Origin of the sequence: Sinorhizobium arboris LMG 14919, from assembly GCF_000427465.1 — a bacterium.
Classification (GTDB): Bacteria; Pseudomonadota; Alphaproteobacteria; order Rhizobiales; family Rhizobiaceae; genus Sinorhizobium; species Sinorhizobium arboris.
Genome location: NZ_ATYB01000014.1, coordinates 135,899 through 154,033 on the forward strand (window position 1 = coordinate 135,899; position 18,135 = coordinate 154,033).

Below are 18,135 nucleotides of genomic sequence, written 5' to 3' on the forward strand. Positions count from 1 at the left end.
TTGAATCGTACAGTGCACGAGTCAATCGCATCGTACATCGTACGAGTCAATGGTTCATGATCGACATTCCTCCCATTGCCGGTCAAAATCATCGTTCTGACCAGCAAGGAAGACGAATGGCAGCCAAACCCAGCGACATCAGGAGCAAACGGCTTCAGCGAACAGGCGCGCGGCCCCGGCCCGTGCAGGAGCCGGGCAGTGAACCGCCTCTCTCTCGGGAACATATCGTGGCGGCCGCGGTAGAACTGCTGGACGCCCAAGGAGTCGACGGACTGACGATGCGCCGGCTGGCGGATCGCCTCGGCTCAGGCGTCATGAGCCTGTACTGGCATGTCGCCAACAAAGAGGATGTCTTCGATCTGGCGCTCGACCGGGTGCTCGAATATCGCGGACCGCCGCCAATCGTTAAGTCGGAAGACTGGCGCGGAGAAGTCTTTCATATGCTCGAAGACTGGCGCGCCAGCATGCTGCGCCATCCCTGGTCGGCGTCGCTGTTGCCGCGCCGGGCGCTCGGCCCGAATATGCTCGGCCGCCTGGAACTGCTGAGCAGGACCTTGTCCGGAGCCGGTGTGGCGGACGCAGATCTCAACGTCGCGATATGGTCGCTGTGGAATTATGTGATGGGCGCGACCATCACCCGAGCGAGCTTCGGCCTCTCGGACGACGAAAGGGCCGCCGCGCAGCAGCGCCTCACATCTCTCGGCGAACGCTACCCGACCGTCGAACGCTCTCGTCTGCTATTGGACGGCGACTGGGATGGCGCCTTCCGAAAAGGCCTCGACTTCCTGCTCGACGGCCTCGTTCCAGGATAATGACACAACGAATGAACCGGATCGAGAAACTGCCGCCTGCCTTCGAAGAGGTCAGGGATTTCATCCTGCCGCCGTTCGACGGGAGCGAGATCCTCGACTGGTCCGACGCGCGGCTGCCGGAGGTCTCCGACTATTTCGATGCGGGCGCCGAATGGTGGGGCGTCTTCCTGTTCAGCGTCTACATACCTGCCAGGCGGCGCCTGACCATCGTTGCGGGCTCGACCACGGACTGATCGCCGGTGCCACGCAGAGCCTTCATTGTTTTATCGAAACAGTGCTATTGATGCGCTCGTTCGGGTCCGAGGGGCAGATGCGTCTAAAACAGTGTTACAATTTCCACGATTTCCGTCGAATGGCAAAGCAGCGCCTGCCATCGCCGATTTTCAACTATATCGACGGCGCGGCCGATGACGAGGTCACCTACCGGCGCAACACGACTGCGTTCGAGCGCTGCGATCTGGTTCCGAACGTCCTGCGCGGCGTAGGCGATGTCGATATGTCGGTGACGATCATGGGGCAAAGGCTGGCGATGCCGGTTTATTGCTCGCCGACTGCGCTTCAGCGCCTGTTCCATCACCAGGGAGAGCGGGCGGTGGCAACAGCGGCGGCGAAATACGGCACGATGTTCGGTGTTTCCTCGCTCGGCACCGTCAGTCTGGAAGAGGCCCGCCGGATCTCCGACGGTCCGCAGGTCTACCAGTTTTACTTCCATAAGGATCGCGGATTGAACCGTGAGATGATGGCGCGTGCCAAGCAGGCCGGAGTCGAGGTGATGATGCTGACCGTGGACAGCATCACCGGGGGCAATCGCGAGCGCGACAGGCGAACCGGTTTTGCCATTCCGTTCAGGCTTAATCTCGCCGGCATGACGCAATTTGCGATCAAGCCGTCCTGGGCGATCAATTATGCCCTGCATGAGCCCTTCCGGCTGCCGCAGCTCGAAAACCATGTCGATATGGGGCGCGGCGCGATGTCGATCAGCCGCTATTTCACCGAGATGCTCGATCCGTCGATGTCCTGGGACGATGTCGCCGAGATGGTGCAGCACTGGGACGGCCAGTTTTGCCTGAAGGGCGTGATGTCGGTCGAGGATGCCAAGCGGGCGGTCGAGATCGGCTGCACCGGGATCGTGCTCTCCAATCACGGCGGGCGGCAGCTTGACGGTTCGCGCACCGCATTCGACCAGCTTGACGAGATCGTCCAGGCCGTCGGGGACAAGATAGATGTGATGATGGACGGCGGCGTGCAGCGCGGCACCCATGTGCTCAAGGCGCTCTCGCTGGGAGCCAAGGCGGTCGGGCTTGGTCGCTACTATCTCTTCCCGCTCGCTGCGTCAGGACAGGCTGGCGTCGAACGGGCGCTGGAACTGATGCGCATCGAGATCGAACGCGGCATGAAGCTGATGGGCTGCTCGTCGGTCGGCGAGCTTACGAAAGAAAACCTGCGTTTCCGGTGAGGAAACGCTCGGCGTTGCCGGGGTGCATACGGATGACGCAGCCGGACTGAAGCCTGCCTGGATCACGATGTGTTCAGGTCGGGTCGACCTGAACACATGAACATGATCGATTCCAGGAAGTTGAGACGCGGGATGCGGGCGGAAAACCGCGCACAGTGTTCCTCACCCCGCTCTGGTGAGATTTTTCCGAATCACCCACAGCTTCAAGGGCAAGGCAGCTTTTTCCGTTGCTCGCGAGAACACCGCTCCGGCGACGATATGCGACCGCCATCGCACGCCTTTTCTTCTTATGGTTGTAAATAAAACAACTGTTTGCCGGCAATCGGGCCCGCATTCGGCATGGGTCCGCCCGTTTGTGATGGCAGCGTGGCGCTAAAATTCCCCTAAAATCATCTTGGTTATTTGCATATAAGGGGCATCTCTTGCAACTCCTGTTCGAAATCGGCAACGGGAAGGCGAGTTAAGCGAGCGAATTCGAGCGTCTTGGAAACAGGCGGCAGACAGACAAATCTCTGGCGCAGAAAACTATTGGCGCAGCTTTTGGTTGCGTCTGCGAGTGTAATGGGGTTCGTGCCGTCGGCGCTTGCGGCACCGGCGGCCGCCGGTACCGTCATCGGCAATCAGGCAGTCGCGACCTTCGAGTCGGGCGGGCAGACTTTCTCGGTCACCTCCAACCTTGTCCAGACGACGATCAACACGATCGCCGGCGTTCAGATCGAGACCGATACGATCAAGTCCGCCGTCGCGGGCGGCAGCGTGTTCTTTCCGCACACCGTGACCAACGTCGGCAATGCCGCGGATTCCTACGATCTCTCCATCGGCAGCCTCGGTTCCGGCCTGACGGCGGCGGGAATCTATTCCGACGGCGACTGCGACGGCGTACCCGACACGTTGACGGCAATCAGCAAGACCTCCTCGCTGAACGCGGGGGAGAGCACCTGCGTCGTCGCCCGGATCGACGTCGGGGCCTCGGCGACGGACAGTCCGACCTTCAAGATCACCGCGGCCAGCACTCTGACCACGGCCGCCAACTATCAATCCGGTTCCCCCGCCCGGCCGAATGCGTCCAATACCGACACGGTGAACGTCACGACCGGAGCCGTATTGGCCTTTACCAAGAACATGACCCTGCTCGAAGACCTTGACGGCTCCAGGTCGGTCACGCCGGGAGACCGGGTGCGCGTCCGTTTCAACTATTCCAATACCGGCGGATCGGATGCGCAGAACGTAGCCATCTTCGACCAGATTCCGGCCGAGCTCGTCTATGTCGCCGGATCGGGCAAGTGGTCGGACGGCGGAACGATGGCCGATGCCGAGGGCGCTGCGGATCATACCAACGGCCAGGGCCAGACGATCGCCTATTCGGTCGGCGCCGACAAGGTTACGGCGACGGTCTCGTCCGTGCCCGTCGGGCGAAGCGGCTACATTGAATTCACCACGACCGTCACCGCCGGCGCGGTCGGTACGATCGAAAACACCGGTACGATCGATTCCGACCAGACCGACCTGCAGACGTCGAACGTGGCGCGGCTCGTCGTCGACGACGGTTATTCGATCGCCGTCACGCTGGCGGACAGGGCGGCGGGCACATCCTATGCCGACCGCCCCACGGCCGACCTGCCTGACAACAACTACGCCGCCGGCGGGCGGCAATCCAGCACCGACCAGGACGGTCTCGCAAACGATGCGGTCGCCGATGTGGAGACCCCCTATCTGAGCGCGAGCAGCCCGGTGCTCTTCGAGGTCATCATCACCAACCAGTCGAATACGGCGCAAAGGTTCGATCTGTCCGCCGTGGCGGGCAGTTTCCCGAGCGGAACGACGTTTACCTTCGCCTCGACGTCCGAGGGGACGGCGCTCCTGGACACGACTTCGGACGGGCGGCCCGACATCGAGATCGCGGCGAATACGGTGGCGGCGTTCTGGGCAAGGGCCCATCTGCCGGACGGTGCGGCACGCAATGCGGGGCAAGAGCCGGCCTGGGAGGCCACGATGACGGCGACGCCTGCGAACAAGCCCGGGGCCGCCAACAGTACGCGGCTGCGAGTGGAGAGCGCCGTCGGCGGCGGCACCGTCGACCTGCAGAACGAAAACGGCAAGGCGCAGGGTGCGGAGGTCGCCAGCGGCGGCGCACCCTGGACGACCGTCAGCACCGATCCGGGCAAGACGGCCGAGTTCACGCTCGTCGTCGTCAACAGGCGTTCCGTTTCCGACAGCTTCAATCTCTCCTACAGCGGTTCGAACTTCGCGCCCGGCTCGATGCCCGACGGATGGCAGGTCGTGTTCCTGAATGCAGGCGGTGATACGGTCACCAATACGGGGGTGATCGCCGCCGGCTCCTCCGCGACGTTCACGGCCAGAGTGACGCCGCCGGGCTCCGCGCGGCCCGGCAGCACGGACGTCTATTTCCGTGCGTCTTCGGCGAGCAGCGCGTCGGCGGTCGATACGAAGCTGGATCGCGTCACCGTCAGCCGGGTCGCAGACCTCGCCATCCGCAGCGACCAGTCCGCCGAGGCGGCGCCCGGCGGCGTGGTGGTCATCAGCCACACGCTGGAAAATCTCGGCAACGTGGCCGTCACGGGCGGCGCCATCGGCTACGATCCGGCCTTTCCGAGCTTCGTGGAGACGCTCTGGGTCGACAAGAACGGCAACGGGGTGCTTGATGGCGCCGACGTGCAGGTAGCCGGCATTGCCGACATCAATGAAGCACGCGGCGCCGCAAGCTTTGCGCCGGGCGAAAGCGTGCTGCTGTTCTCGCGGGTTCAGGCTCCTGCGAGCGCGGTCGGCGGACTCTCCGAGACGGCGAAGGTCGTGGTCGGCGGCAGCCTCACCGAAAGCGGCGGAGCCGCGGTCGCGGATGCCAACACGGCCAACAACGCCGTCACCGAAACCGTCACCGTCGTATCCGGCAACGTCGTCGTGAGCAAGGAGCAGGCGCTCGATGCCGCCTGCGACGGCGCTCCCGACGGCAATTTCACCCAGGCGGCGCAGGCGGCCAATCCGGGTGCGTGCATCGTCTATCGGGTAACCGCGGCCAACGTGGGCGCGGCGGATGCGAACGAGGTGCGCATCGACGACGAGGTGCCGGCATACACCACCTACGTCGGGTCCTCGGCGGCGGCGGCTGGCGGTTCCTTGCCGGCGGTCGCGCTGCAGCCGGCCGACGGCGAGCCCGGCGCGCTCCGCTCCTCGCATGGCACGGTGAATCCCGGCGGCACCGCAAGGCTCACATTCCGGGTGAAGATCGACGAGTGATCGGGGCATCGGGGGCAGCGGCTGGCCGTTCAGTCGCTGCTCGGCCAGTTCCTGCCTGTTCAGTTCCGGCCGGCCGACTCCTGCCGGCCAGTCCCTGCCGCCCTGCGCGCCCACCCCTCATCCAGGCAAAACCATCAGCACCATGGCCTCACTGCGCGGAACGATAGTCGGGTTGCTTGCCTGTTTGGCGGTCTTCGGCCCCCTGCAGGAGCGAGCCGTCATGGCCGCACCGGCACCGGCGGGCGCCGTGATCGAGCTGCGGGCCGTCGTCTCCTACTTCAACGCCGAACTCGGTATCTACGAATCCGTTTCGACCAATACGGTGGTCACCCGTGTCGTCGAAGTCAAATCCCTCGAAGTGGTTCGCGATCAAACGGTCAACCTGCCGCTGAACTCGGCCGGGCACTTCCTGTTATTCATCCGCAACGTGGGCAATGCGGCGGCGAGGCCGGCGGTTACGGTCGAACAGCTCGACGGCGACGACTACGATGTCAACGATCTCCGCATGGTCGTCGACCGGAACCGAAACGGCGCGGCCGACGAAGACGAGCCGCAGCTGACGCCGCAAGAATCCGTGGAAGTGGACATGGATTCGGAGATTCCGGTGGTCCTGCAGTTCAGGACGCCGCCGGCTGGCAGCGATGGCCACAGAGCGTTGGTACGGCTCGGCGCTCGCGACGGGCATGCCGCGGCCGCGGCCACCGGGACGAGCGTCCTTTCCACCACCGGCCTCGTGATCAACAAGACCGCGAGCGGGAACGAGGTTTCGGCCGGCGGGGAGTTGCGGTACGATCTTCAGTTGCGCAACAACGGCACCAGCCCCGTGACCGCCTATGCCGAAATCTCCGGCAGTCCTATCGTCATCGACGGTAAGGCGGCGTCCGGTCTGCTGGTGCGCGACGAGCGCCCGCTCAACACGCGCGTCAAGTCCGTCTCGGCTTCCTCGGGATTCGCCGGGCTCTTCCATGTCGCCGGGCAGCCCACACATACCTATACCGCGCAGCCCCCCGCCGACATGACGGCCGTCGACGCCGTGGCGTTCTTCAGGGCGGGCGACTATCCCGCCGGCTTTGCCGCGGACTTTTCCCTCAAGGTCGTCGCCGCGGACAATATCCAGTCCGGTTCGTTGCTGAACGTCGCTTCGGTCTGGGAAGGGACCCCGGATGAAACAGCGGAGGTGCGCTCCAACGTCGTCACGACGCCCGTGCGCGGAGGATCCGCGGTGCTGCGCTTCGTTTCGCCCGGCGGTGATCCGATTTCGAGCACGGCGCTGAACAGCAATGTACGGTTGCGTTTGAGCGCGGCCTCCTGCAACATGACCGCCGGCCTCGACCAGGCCATGATCCGCATCGCGACCGATCCCGAGGGGGACCTGGAGACGGTGATCGCGACGGAAACAGGCCCGAACACGGGCATTTTCACCACCGCGCTCATTCCCGTTCAGCGGTTGCCCACTGTGTCGCGGGGCGACAACGTTCTTTCGGGAGGCCGCAATACGAAGGCGCTAGCCAATGCCACCTGCAGCGGCCGGGACGCCTCCGCTCTCCTGATCGTCAATCCCGGCGGCTACGTCTTCCATTCCGCAAGCAATGCCGCGGTGGCCGGCGCGAGGGTCATCCTCCGCGACGCTTCCGGCGCCGAGATCGAGCGTGTGCAGTCGGATGCGGACGGCTTCTATGCACTGACCGCGATAAATGCCGCAGGCACCTACCGGATCGACGTGGAGCCGCCCGCGGGGCTTTCCTTCCCGTCCGTCCGGGAGATATTCCCGCCGGGGCGCAACGTCGATCCGGAGGCCTCCTACGGACGCCCCTTCACGGCTGCGGCCGGCTTCGGCGGCGCCGACATACCGCTCGATGCGGACGGCGCGTCCGTCCTGCGGCTCGAGCATTCGGTCGACGACGCGAATCCCTCGCCTGGCGACATCGTCGTCTTCACGCTGACATTGAGCAATACGACCGGCATCGCCGTTCTCGGAAGCACCATACAGGGAGCGCTTCCCAGGGGCCTGACCTTCCTTCCCGGCACGGCGCGTCTCGGCGGAAAGCCGGTCAGGGTCTCCGGCTTCCCCGGCCGGAATCTCATCTTCGATACCGGCTTCCTGCCCGCCAACGGAACGGTGACCGTGACCTATATGGCGGCGGTCGATGCGACGGCGAGCGGGCAGCTCGGCAATATCGCGCAGGCATATGGCCAGCTGGCCGGCAAAGGGCAGGTGCGTTCGAACGAGGCACGCGCGGTCGTGCGTGTCCAGCGGGACGGCGGTGTTTTCAGCGACGAGGGCGTGGTTCTCGGCAAGGTCTATATCGACTTCAACGGCAACGGATTGCAGGACCGCCATCTTCCGGAGGTCGATCCCGCCGTTGAGGACGGTGCGCCTGGGCGGGTGGAGCCGGGCGTTCCGGGCGTGAAGCTCCAGTTCTCCAACGGCGCAAGCGTCGTCACCGACCTGGAGGGCAAGTATTCGCTGCCGGGACTGCCGCCCGGAGCCCATGTCGTAGCCGTCTCTGAAGCTACGCTGCCGGCGACCCTCGAACTGCGGGCCACCTCGGCGCGCGATGCGATGAGCCCGCAAAGCCGTTATATGCGCCTGCTGCCGGGGCAGGTGGCGAGCGAATATTTCGCGGTTTCTCCGAAGCCTGGCGTCAGCCGCAAGGAGGTTCTCGCAGAGCTCGACGGGCGCCGGAAGGCCTATGAGGAAAACGCCGCTCTCGCCGGGCGGACGACGGTTCCCGAGCGGCTGAATCTCGGAGGCGACGAATGGGTCGATTATTTCGGCCGGCTCGCGGGCTCCCGGGGCGAAGCGGCAAAGGTCACCGAAACGCAGATCGTCCCGCGCCCAAAGAACGAGCCCGGCGAGGGGACCGGGAAGCCGGACCGGCCGGAGGCGGTGGCGCCCGAGCGCACCCGCGATCTGGAAGCCGAAATCAAGGGACTTTCGCCCGAACTCGGCTTTCTCGACTTCGAGGCCGACAGCCTGCTGAACGGCGACATCGTCTCCATCCGCATCAAGGGGCCGGCAGCCGGCAAGCTCGCGCTCAATCTCAACGGCGCAGCCGTGTCCGAAGGCCAGGTCGGCCAGCGAGTGATCTATTCTTCGGGCGGCGTGCAGGCGGCGGAATATGTCGCAGTCCGGCTCGAGGGCGGCCGCAACGAACTCGAAGCCACGTTTTCCGATCCGTTCGGCAATATCCGCGAAAGACGGAAGATCGCCGTCCTGGCGCCGGGCCGGCCGGCGCGGATCGAACTCGTCGCCCCGCCCGCGGCCTTCGCCGATCCAGCCTCGCCCATTCCGGTGCTGATCCGGGTGGTCGATGCCGACGGCGTGCCGACCCATGCCTCCATGGACGTGACCCTCGAAAGCTCTGGGCGCGGCCGGTGGGGGGCCGACGACATCCGCGCCACGGAACCCGGTCTTCAGGTCTTCATCGACAAGGGGGAGGCACTTGTCGACTACTATCCGCCGCCGCTCTCCGGTACGCACAGGATCGCGGTGCGCAACGGCCTCGGCCGATACGAGACCGAGGTGAAGCTCCTTGCCGACGACAGCAGGAGGATCATCGCCGGCGTCGTGGAGGGAGCGGTCCGACTGCCCGGGTCGGTGGAGCCGGCCACCGGCACGGAGGGATTCGACGACGTTACCGCGGGCGTGGACGGCGAGCTCTATCTTCAGGGCAAGGTCAGGGGCGACGCTCTCCTGACGCTCCGTTACGACGGCGATCTCGACACGAAGGAGCGGCTGTTCCGCGACATCGACCCGCAGCGCTACTATCCCGTTTACGGAGACGCCTCCGAGCGGGGCTACGACGCCCAGTCCCGCTCGCGCCTCTATGTGAAGGTCGAGAAGGGTCTCAACTACGTTCTCTACGGCGATATCGACATCGCCCCGCAGGCGAGCGAGTTCAAACTCGGATCGCAGAGTCGGCTCCTGACCGGTGCCCGGACGCATATCGAGCAGGGTCCGGTCACCATCGACCTCTTTGCCGGCCGCACCGATCAGAGTCAGGTGATACGGGAATTCCGTGCGGAAGGACTGTCCGGTCCCTACGAACTGGATCTCTCCGGCTATGCGGAGGGTTCCGAACGCGTCGAGATCGTCACGCGCGACCGACGCCAGCCTTCGGTCGTCCTCGACACGGTATCGCTCAAGCGCTTCGACGACTACCGGCTGGACTTCTTCGGCAACGCCATCGTCTTCAACAGGCCCGTCCCGGCCTTCGACGAGGACGGCAACCCGAATTTCATCCGCATCACCTATGAGCTCGACACGGAAGGAGATCCCTACTGGATCTATGCCGGCGAGGCGCGCTACCGGGTCAACGACCGCATTGCGATCGGCTATCGCGAAGTCCGCTCGCAGGCGGACACTCCCTTCGGCGATCTTCGAACTGCCCGTGCCGGCTACGTTTCGGCCGATCTCGGGACTTACGGCAAGGCCGAGGTGGAATTGGCCCAGACCAACGGCAAGGACGGCGAAACGGGGTCGGCCTCCCGGGTCGCATACGAGCTCAAGACGCAGCGGGTCACGGTGCGCGCAGACGCCGCGCGTGCCGACGAGCGTTTCGCCCAAGGGGCGTCCCTCTCGCCCGGCAGCGCCGAGGTCGCCGTCACGGCCGACTGGAACGTCAATCCCCGGCTGAGGCTGAGGACATCGGCGCTTTACGGCCAGCGGATGCCGTCCGGAAACGAGCGCTTCGGCTTTGAAGTGCTGCCGAACTGGATGGTGAGTCCGGAGCTTACCCTCAGCGCCGGCATGCGCTTCGTGCGGCTCGCTCCCGGCGACGGCAGCAGCCCCAGGTCCGTGCCCTCGGCTGTGGCCGGTGCCGAGTGGCGGCCGTCCGCCTTCCCGAAGTTCGCCCTAAAGGGGGAAGTCGAGGCGGAGGCCACCGATTTCTCGCACTTCCGGATCCTGACCGAGGCCAGCTACCGGGCCACGGAACGGACGAAGATCTATACCGGTGTCGACTGGGCCGCGAACGGGTCGGAATTCCTCGACTTCTCCACCGCCGACGGCGCGACAGCCACGATGAGGTCCGGTGTCGAATACCGGCTCACCGATCAGGTGAAAACCTTCGGCGAGATGCGCGGCGGCTCGCAGACGGGCTTCGCCGGCGGCCTTTCCGGCGATTTCGACCTCGGCGACTTCGACCCCGGCGGCTGGGATCTGCCTGGATGGATCGGCGGCAAGGACACGCGCTTCTATGCGACCCTGGAGCATTTCCAGCCATACGATCTCGACCAGCTCATCGGGTTGCCTTTCGGCTCGGGGAAGGACGTCTCGCCGCAGACCACGCTTGCCGCCGGCTACCTCGCCAATCTGAAGGGCGGAAAGGCGCGACTCGGCCTCGGCGCGGAACTCTCCATCAGGGACGGCGGCTATACCGCCTACGGCCAGCAATACTGGGCGGAGCAGGCGGGGGAGTGGACCTGGGCCGTCGAAAACCGTCTGGCGAAAGCCGATACCGACAGGCAGCAGCGGCTGCGCGACCACCTGCGCATCGGTGCAGCGCTCCGGCCGGAAGAGGAGAGCCTCGACGCGCTTTTCCTGGGCGGCATCCGGATCGACCGCAACGATGTCGCCGGCGTCGACAGCGGTACCGCCTACTGGTCGGCCGGCGGCTCCTGGGCGCTCGGCGCCGATACGAGAATCACCGGCAGGCAGGCGGGACAGTTCCAGGCCAAGACCGCCTTCGGCGCCACGGGCGAGACCTTCACGCTGCTCGGCCAGGCGGGGATAGAGCGCGATTTCGAAATCAAGGACGGCATGCAGTTGCGGCTCGGCTTCAATGGCACGCTCTTCCACGACCCGCTCACGGGCCGGTCGCGCACGGGCATGGGTGCGGAGGTCGGTTTCGTGCCGGCGAAAAACGTGCTCGTCGCCGCGGGCTACAATTACTCCGACGTCGATGCTTCCGCCGTATCCGATATCTACACGGTCGGCCCCTATGTGCGGCTTTCGATCAAACTCGACGATTCGCTCTGGGGCTTTTTCGACCGCGCCGGGGTGACGGTTCCGGTCGACGGGGAGGGCAGGCGATGACGATCGTCCCCGAACGATGGAAGCGGGCGATGTTTCCGGCGGGAAGCCGCGGCGGCCCGGGCCGGACGCGAGACGCGTCCCGAGCGACGGCGGCATGCGCACTCGCTGCCATCGCCGCCGCGCAGCTCGCGCTCTCCACGCCCGTGCAGGCCGAAACCTTCGGCCCGGGAAGCTACAGCTACACGGTACCCGCCGGCGTGACCCGCCTGAAAGTGAAGGTGGCCGGCGGCGGCGGCGCGGCAGGTGCGATCGACAGCACCAGCGGCCCGGGAGGAGCCGGTGGTGGCGGACACGTGTTCGAAACGATCCTGAATGTCACGCCAGGTCAGATCATAAGCGGAATCGTCGGGGACGGCGGTCATGCCGGAGCTCAAGGCGCAAGTGCACCGGGCGGAATCGGTGGCGCCGGTGCCGGCAACGGCGGCGCCGGCGGCAGGTCGGGCGACCGGGGTAAATCGGGTGCCGGCGGCGGCGGCGGTGGCGGCACGTCGCTGGCTCTGGACGGAACGGTCGTGCTCCTGGCCGGCGGCGGTGGTGGCGGTCAAGGCGGCTCGTATCAGAGCTACTCTGCGAAGAGCGGAGGAGACGCGGCTGGATTGACGGAGGGGGCTTGCAGCGCCTCCGGAAATGGCACAGCAGGTGCAGACTTCTCCGGCGATGGCGGCGGCGGCGGTGGCGGCGGAGGGGGCTATACTGGCGGTTCAGGCGGAATCGGCCATGCCGATCGAAGCACGGGCGGGTCGGCTTCGGGGGGTGGAAGCTCATGTCGGACGAGCGATGGAAGCGTATTTGCGGCCGGTCCGACCCTTTCCCTCGGTACCCGAGCTTTAAACTCCGGCAATGAAGGTCCCCTCGGTTTTGTCGAAATCACCGCACTCAAACCCTCCCTTACCAAGGCTTTCTCCACTGCCTCCGTGAAGAAAGGCGAGACCTTTTCCCTGACCTTCACGCTCTCAAATCCGAGCGGTGCCGCCGCGCAAAGCGGGCTTGCATTTACCGATACTTTGCCAGCCGGGCTGGTCCTGGCAGGCGCACCGACGGCCTCTCAGTGCGGCGGCGCGGTCTCTGGCACCGCCGGCGGCAGCACGATCAGCCTCTCGGGCGGCAAGCTCGCCGCGGGTGCGAGCGCCTGCACCGTGACGGCCACCGTAACGACGGCAGCCGCTCAGGGCCCGGCAACCTGCCCCGAACCGGCCACGACCAACAGTGCGAGCAATGTATCAGGGCTCTCGGACAACCTCGCGAACGGTGTCACCGATCAATGCGTCGGCATAAGGCGTACCGCTCTCCTGGCGAAGGCCTTCGGTGCCTCTTCCATCGAGGAAGATGCCACGACGACGCTGTCCTTCACACTGACGAACCCGGCGGCGGCAAGGCAGCAGACGGGCCTCTCCTTCACGGACGTGCTGCCGAACGGCCTCGTTCTGGCGAGCGCGCCGGCAGCCGCGCAATGCGGCGGCACCGTCTCGGGCACGGCGGGCGGCAATTCGATCAGCCTTTCGGGCGGCAGCCTTGCGCCGGGACCGAGCACGTGCACGGTCACCGCAACGGTGACGACGGCAGCCTCTCAGGGGCCCGCCGCGTGCTCCAATGCGAGCACGACCAACGGCAAGAACAACATCACGGCGATTTCCACGAATCTCGCAAACGACGTCACCGACCAGTGCCTCGCCATCAAGCCGGCGGCGACCCTGACAAAATCCTTCGGTGCGGCGTCGATGCCGAAGGGGGAAACCGTGACGCTGACCTTCACACTGACCAACCCGGCTGGCAAGGCCGCGGTGTCGAGCCTCTCCTTCACCGATACGCTGCCAGGCGGCCTGGTTCTGGCAAGCGCGCCGGCGGCGTCGCAATGCGGCGGCGCGGTGTCGGGGACGGCCGGCGGGAGCACGATCAGCCTTTCGGGCGGTGCGCTTGCCGCAGGTCCGGCCGCATGTACGGTGACCGCCATGGTGACGACGGCATCATCCCAGGGACCGGCCTCCTGCTCCGATGCGGGCGCCAGGGCCGGCATCACCAACGGCAGCGGCAACATCACGGCGATTTCGTCCGGCAAGCTGGTGAACAAGGTCACCGATCAATGCGTCAGCATCACCCCCGCCACTCCAACCGTGACGATCGTCAAGGTATCGGAGGGCGGTACGGGGACCTTCGTCTTCAGGGGAGCGGCCGCGAGTGCCAACGGCTTTCCCGGCGGCGGCAGCTACAGCCTGACGACGGGGGCAGACGGTGCCGCCGTGACGGGAGCGGAGGTGAATCTCTCAGCCGCCAATGCGACCACTGCGATCGAGGAGGCTCTTCCGGCCGGATGGGCGCTGAAGTCGGCGCGATGCGAGGACGTGAACTGGCAGCAGAGCGGCAATCCGCGCGGGCAGGTGATCGGTTCCGTCTCCGACGGCAGGACGCTCGTCATCCCGGCGGAGAATGCCAAGGCGGGTGCGAGGCTCCTCTGCACCTTCACCAACCGCTTCGTCGGCCTCAACCTGACCGGCAGGGCGATCGACGACAACGGCGCCGGCGGCGGCACCGCCCATAACGGCACGCGGGACGGCGGCGAAGCCGGCCTCGGCGGCGTGCCGGTGCGCTTTACCGATTGCGGCGCCACGACCTATGCAAGCACGGTGACGTCGGGCGACGGCACCTTCTCGCTGCCGCTGGCCGGTCCCGTGGACGGCGCAAGCGTCTGCGTCGTGCGGGGCGCCGTTGCCGGTCTGGTCGGGGTGAGCGGGAAACCCGGCGACACAGGCGGCACCGTCTCGACGCCCGGCTATGACAGCATCGAATTCACCTACGGCGAAGCGACGAGCTACGGCTCCATTCTTTTCGGACTGATCGGCGAACCCACGCTCGCCACCGACGGCTCGGCAACCGTCGCTCCGGGCGCTACGGTATTCCTCGCGCATCGCTATGCCGCCACGACTTCGGCGGTGGTGACCTTCGGTATCGGCAACGCCGCGGGTCAACCTGATCTTTCGGGTTTTACCTATACGCTCATCCGGGATGCGGATTGCTCGGGCACGCCGGAGGCGGGCGAGCCCGCAGTTGCGGCGGCCATAGCCGTGACGGCGGGGGAGGAGGTCTGCCTTGTCGTTCTGGTGCAGGCGTCACCGGGAGCGGCGACGGCGGCCAGGCTTCAGTATGACGTGACGGCCGATACGGCACTTTCCGGCACGCTTGCGCTGCTCGCGACGCTTGAGGACCATGACGTGATCACGGTCTTAGCGGCCGGCGGCACGATCACGCTGACGAAGCGGGTGCGCAACGTCACGGCTGGCGGTGCTTTCTCGGTCACATCCGCCGGAGCGCCCGGCGACATCCTCGAATACAGGATCACCTTCACCAACCCATCCGCTCATCCGGTATCGAACGTCTCGGTGCGCGACGAGACGCCGGCCTATACCAGCCTCGCCGTCCCGCCCGGCGCCACCGTCGCAGCCACGCCGGCGGGCATGAGCTGCGCACTTGCCGTCCCCGCCGGCGGGGGGGCTAACGGCTACACCGGCCTGCTCAGATGGGACTGCGCCGGCAGCATGAATCCCGGAGACGTCGGCAAGGTCGACTTCCGTGTGAAGATCGCGAATTAAAGGCTTGAACCGGAGGAGCGCGGCGGAAGTCCTTATTTGCCAATAAGTCAGCGCTCGTGGCCTAGGTCATAGCCGCTTTGTCCCGTCCCAAGTCGCGGCAGGCAGCTTCAATGGTATCCGCGTCCGGCAGACGGACATTACTTCGAATGGAGGCACTGTGAGGAACTGGACTGCAAGAAACTGGATCGCGTCATGTCTCGCTGCGGCCTGGGTGGCGTTCGCATCGTCGTTCGCGGCTGCCCAGGAGCAGAAGCCGGCAAGCCCGCTTGCGGCCAGCCTTTCCGTGCAGAGCGTCGCGGTGGACGAAGGCGGGAAGGAGTCTTTTTCGCCGGCAAAGTCGGCCGCTCCGGGCGACCTTCTGCAGTATACGGGGCGCTACGGCAATATGTCGAAGGAGCCGCTTTCCGGTCTGGTCATCAACGGCCCGATTCCGGCCAATACGTTTTTCGTGGATGCCGGCCGCGCGGTCTCACACAAGGCCGCCTTCGAAGTGCTGATCGAAGGCGAACCCTGGCAGGTTCTGCCGGCCTACAAGACCGATATCCTCGAGGATGGCACGAAAAGCCGCGTCGAGGCGCAAGCGTCGGACTACCGTCAGATCCGCTGGCGACTTTCAGAAGCGCTCGCGCCGGGCGCAACATTGGTTACGACCTACCGCGTCCGGGTCGAGCAGTAGCGCGGCGTCGCCGGAGAGAAGCGCTTCACGCAGCGCCGAGCATATGCCGCCCGTTCACGACGGGTGGCTGAACCGGGCCACACGTGCATCCTTCGTCAGGTTGCGGAAATTGGTGCCGCTCATATGCACGAGCGTCCTGTGGTCGCCACCCTCGAAATAGATGTCGTTTGCCCCGTCGAGGCTTTCGTCCAGAATGACCGGCACGCCATAGGCCTCGCCGATGGGCGGGACGGCTCCGGTCTCGCAGTCGCTGAAGAGCTCGCAGACCTCTTCTTCCGAGGCAAGACCGAGACGGCGGTTCATGACGTCCTGCAGCGTGGAGAGCTCGACCCTGTGCGTGGCCGGTACCACGGCGAGCGCATAGCCCATCTCGTGGTGAACGACCACGGATTTGGCGAGCTTGTTGCCCGGCACATGGGCGGCTTCGGCAGTCTGGCTGGTGGTTGCGGTACGGTGATGCGCGAGGGTGTCGTAGGCGATCCCTTCGCTGTCGATATAGTCCTGAAGTCTCCTGGCGATCGTCATCGTAGGCGCCTCTTCTATCCTGCTGCAGCCTCCCTGAGCCGTTCCGACTCAAGAAAAAATGCAGCGCTTCAAAGTGCTACAGCGCCTTTTGGGCGTCCGGCAGGACGCGGAGCACTGTAGTGACGCGGAAGATGACATTTTCCTCTCATCATCGGAGGAGTCAACGCCGAACGCCGTGCCGGCTACCATACGAAGGGCACGAGCCGGTAGCGCACGCGTTCCGCGTAGGCATCGTAGCCGGCGAGCGCCGTGCGCAGCGCCTTTTCCTCTATGCCGATCCGGATAGCGAGCAATGCCGTCAGTCCGAGTACCACGAGCAGGCCCCACCAGGAGCCCAGGAACAAAGAGGTCGCGGCGACGAAGAGAAGGCTGCCCGTGTAAAAGGGATGGCGGACATAACTGTAGGGCCCCGTGGTGATCACGCTTTGCGCACGCTCCGTCTGCACCTTGACGACCGGCGATGCGAAGCTGTTTTCGCGCAACGTCCGATAGCTGAACCCGATGGAGAGGACGACGAGCAGCGCACCCAGAGACTGCACCCAGTCCGGCATGGAAGACCATTTGAATCGCGCGGCATCGAGCGCCATGAAGGCGAAGCCGGCGACAAGGAACAGGAGGATGACCGAGAGGAGCACCTTATCGGCCAGGGGCTGGCCCTCCTGAATGGGGGCAGCCAGTCTTTCCTTGAGCAGTGCGGGATCGTGCCGGGCAAGGAGGAGTCCGACGAGGAACGAAAGCGCAAGCACGAGGAACAGGTAGGTCCACGCCGCCGGCCAGGCGAGCGTTCCGGCGGAGAGAAAGAGGACGGCTCCGATGAACCCGAACCAGACGATCGTCTGTACGGTCAGCCTGACAAGCATGAGCAAGCTCCTGCATTATTTGTGCGATAAAGGGCGCTTTAGCGCTACGAACTCCTGAGATAGTGTTTCGGCCAGCGCTCGCAACTCTCATTTCCGGCGGGGTGGTATTAAGCGGGGCGCGCCTGCGAGGCTTCACCGGCGCTTGCCTGAAGCGTTCACACTCTTGTGCTTTGCGCGGAACTTAAACCCGCATAACCGGATTCCCATATTAAATCCGCTGCATCTTCGCTTGGGCCATGACGGATTCAGGGGCCAAGGCATGCAGCAATGCGAAGCGCTACGGCGACCTTGTACGTCGAACGGGACGTGCGGCGCCGGAGCAGCACTCGCCGTCCGCAAAGGAGGGACGCGATGTATCGCTATATGATGAAGGAACTGATGCTCATTATCGCCGGCCTGACGGTCTGTGCGGTCCTGTTCCTGCTCATCCTGTCGCAGGGAGCAGCCGCGTCCTTTTGAGCGCAAGTCAGCTCTTGTTGAGCGCAAGTCAGCTCTTGCCGAGAATCTCGATCGTCCTTGAGTCCCGAACTCCGTCGAAGTAGAGGCCGAGCGCGCGGGTGAAGGCTTCGACATCAGGCGCTGCCGCTTCGAAGAGGGTCATCGACGAGCGGAATTTCAGATCGTCCGGCCGGCCGAAAATCTCGAGAGCGCTGCGGCCCCTGATCCGGTTGACCGTTTCGGTGCATTCGAGAATGCGCCGGCCGAGGAGCGGATGTCCGAGATAGGCGCGCGTCTCGCCGAGGCCCGACAGCGCGTAATATCGCGCCGTCGGTGAATGGCCGAGCCCCGCAATCTGCGGAAAGACGAACCACATCCAGTGGGTCCGCTTGGTTCCGGCGCGAAGCTCCGCAAGCGCAGCCGGATAGGTTCCTTCCTGCGCCGCGACGAAGCGTTCGAGATCGAAGGCCCCGCTTGCCATCACCGTCT

Annotated in this window: 10 protein-coding genes; 7 read left to right on the forward strand and 3 right to left on the reverse strand. The window is 65.2% G+C overall.

Translation table 11 applies throughout. The features are described 5' to 3' along the window. Positions 1–116 precede the first annotated feature (116 nt). The 7 genes from SINAR_RS0111730 to SINAR_RS1000000137800 all read left to right on the forward strand — a co-directional run bounded on the left by SINAR_RS0111730 (position 117) and on the right by SINAR_RS1000000137800 (position 15,823). Complete coding sequence (locus SINAR_RS0111730; protein WP_027999279.1) at positions 117–812, forward strand: TetR/AcrR family transcriptional regulator; 696 nt, start codon at positions 117–119, stop codon at positions 810–812. Positions 813–823: 11 nt separating this feature from the next. After that, positions 824–1,045 (forward strand): hypothetical protein, encoded by a 222-nt coding sequence (locus tag SINAR_RS0111735; RefSeq protein ID WP_027999280.1) that lies wholly within the window; start codon positions 824–826, stop codon positions 1,043–1,045. Between the two features lie 77 nt (positions 1,046–1,122). Continuing rightward, positions 1,123–2,268, forward strand: a complete 1,146-nt coding sequence (locus tag SINAR_RS0111740; protein WP_027999281.1) for an alpha-hydroxy acid oxidase — start codon at positions 1,123–1,125, stop codon at positions 2,266–2,268. Positions 2,269–2,829: 561 nt separating this feature from the next. Further along, a complete protein-coding gene (locus SINAR_RS0111745) occupies positions 2,830–5,523 on the forward strand; it encodes a DUF11 domain-containing protein (protein WP_027999282.1) in 2,694 nt (897 codons plus the stop codon). A gap of 220 nt (positions 5,524–5,743) precedes the next feature. Next, a complete protein-coding gene (locus SINAR_RS0111750; RefSeq protein WP_502362164.1) occupies positions 5,744–11,563 on the forward strand; it encodes a hypothetical protein in 5,820 nt (1,939 codons plus the stop codon). Next, on the forward strand, positions 11,560–15,147 hold the full coding sequence (locus SINAR_RS0111755) for a DUF7933 domain-containing protein (RefSeq protein WP_027999284.1): 3,588 nt from the start codon (positions 11,560–11,562) through the stop codon (positions 15,145–15,147). Before SINAR_RS0111750 ends, SINAR_RS0111755 begins: the two co-directional genes overlap by 4 nt. Before the next feature lie 157 nt (positions 15,148–15,304). Continuing rightward, the gene (locus SINAR_RS1000000137800) at positions 15,305–15,823 is read left to right on the forward strand and encodes a hypothetical protein (protein WP_084617349.1); all 519 of its coding nucleotides are present in this window, start codon (positions 15,305–15,307) and stop codon (positions 15,821–15,823) included. Positions 15,824–15,877: 54 nt separating this feature from the next. On the opposite strand, the gene SINAR_RS0111770 is transcribed toward SINAR_RS1000000137800, so the two are convergent. The 3 genes from SINAR_RS0111770 to SINAR_RS0111785 form a co-directional block, all read right to left on the reverse strand. Beyond that, the gene (locus SINAR_RS0111770; RefSeq protein ID WP_027999285.1) at positions 15,878–16,348 is read right to left on the reverse strand and encodes an aminoacyl-tRNA deacylase; all 471 of its coding nucleotides are present in this window, start codon (positions 16,346–16,348) and stop codon (positions 15,878–15,880) included. A 182-nt stretch (positions 16,349–16,530) separates the two neighbouring features. Beyond that, a complete protein-coding gene (locus SINAR_RS0111775; RefSeq protein WP_027999286.1) occupies positions 16,531–17,208 on the reverse strand; it encodes a methyltransferase family protein in 678 nt (225 codons plus the stop codon). 487 nt (positions 17,209–17,695) lie between these two features. Beyond that, complete coding sequence (locus SINAR_RS0111785) at positions 17,696–18,127, reverse strand: DUF1810 domain-containing protein (protein WP_027999288.1); 432 nt, start codon at positions 18,125–18,127, stop codon at positions 17,696–17,698. Positions 18,128–18,135: the final 8 nt, after the last annotated feature.

Bases quoted from the DNA above. Each gene is read 5' to 3' on its own strand.
- SINAR_RS0111750 (WP_502362164.1), top strand. From the start codon at position 5,744: ATGGCCGCACCGGCACCGGCGGGCGCCGTGATCGAGCTGCGGGCCGTC.
- SINAR_RS0111730 (WP_027999279.1), top strand. From the start codon at position 117: ATGGCAGCCAAACCCAGCGACATCAGGAGCAAACGGCTTCAGCGAACA.
- SINAR_RS0111735 (WP_027999280.1), top strand. From the start codon at position 824: ATGAACCGGATCGAGAAACTGCCGCCTGCCTTCGAAGAGGTCAGGGAT.
- SINAR_RS0111770 (WP_027999285.1), bottom strand. From the start codon at position 16,348: ATGACGATCGCCAGGAGACTTCAGGACTATATCGACAGCGAAGGGATC.
- SINAR_RS0111740 (WP_027999281.1), top strand. From the start codon at position 1,123: ATGCGTCTAAAACAGTGTTACAATTTCCACGATTTCCGTCGAATGGCA.
- SINAR_RS0111745 (WP_027999282.1), top strand. From the start codon at position 2,830: ATGGGGTTCGTGCCGTCGGCGCTTGCGGCACCGGCGGCCGCCGGTACC.
- SINAR_RS0111775 (WP_027999286.1), bottom strand. From the start codon at position 17,208: ATGCTTGTCAGGCTGACCGTACAGACGATCGTCTGGTTCGGGTTCATC.
- SINAR_RS0111785 (WP_027999288.1), bottom strand. From the start codon at position 18,127: ATGGCAAGCGGGGCCTTCGATCTCGAACGCTTCGTCGCGGCGCAGGAA.
- SINAR_RS0111755 (WP_027999284.1), top strand. From the start codon at position 11,560: ATGACGATCGTCCCCGAACGATGGAAGCGGGCGATGTTTCCGGCGGGA.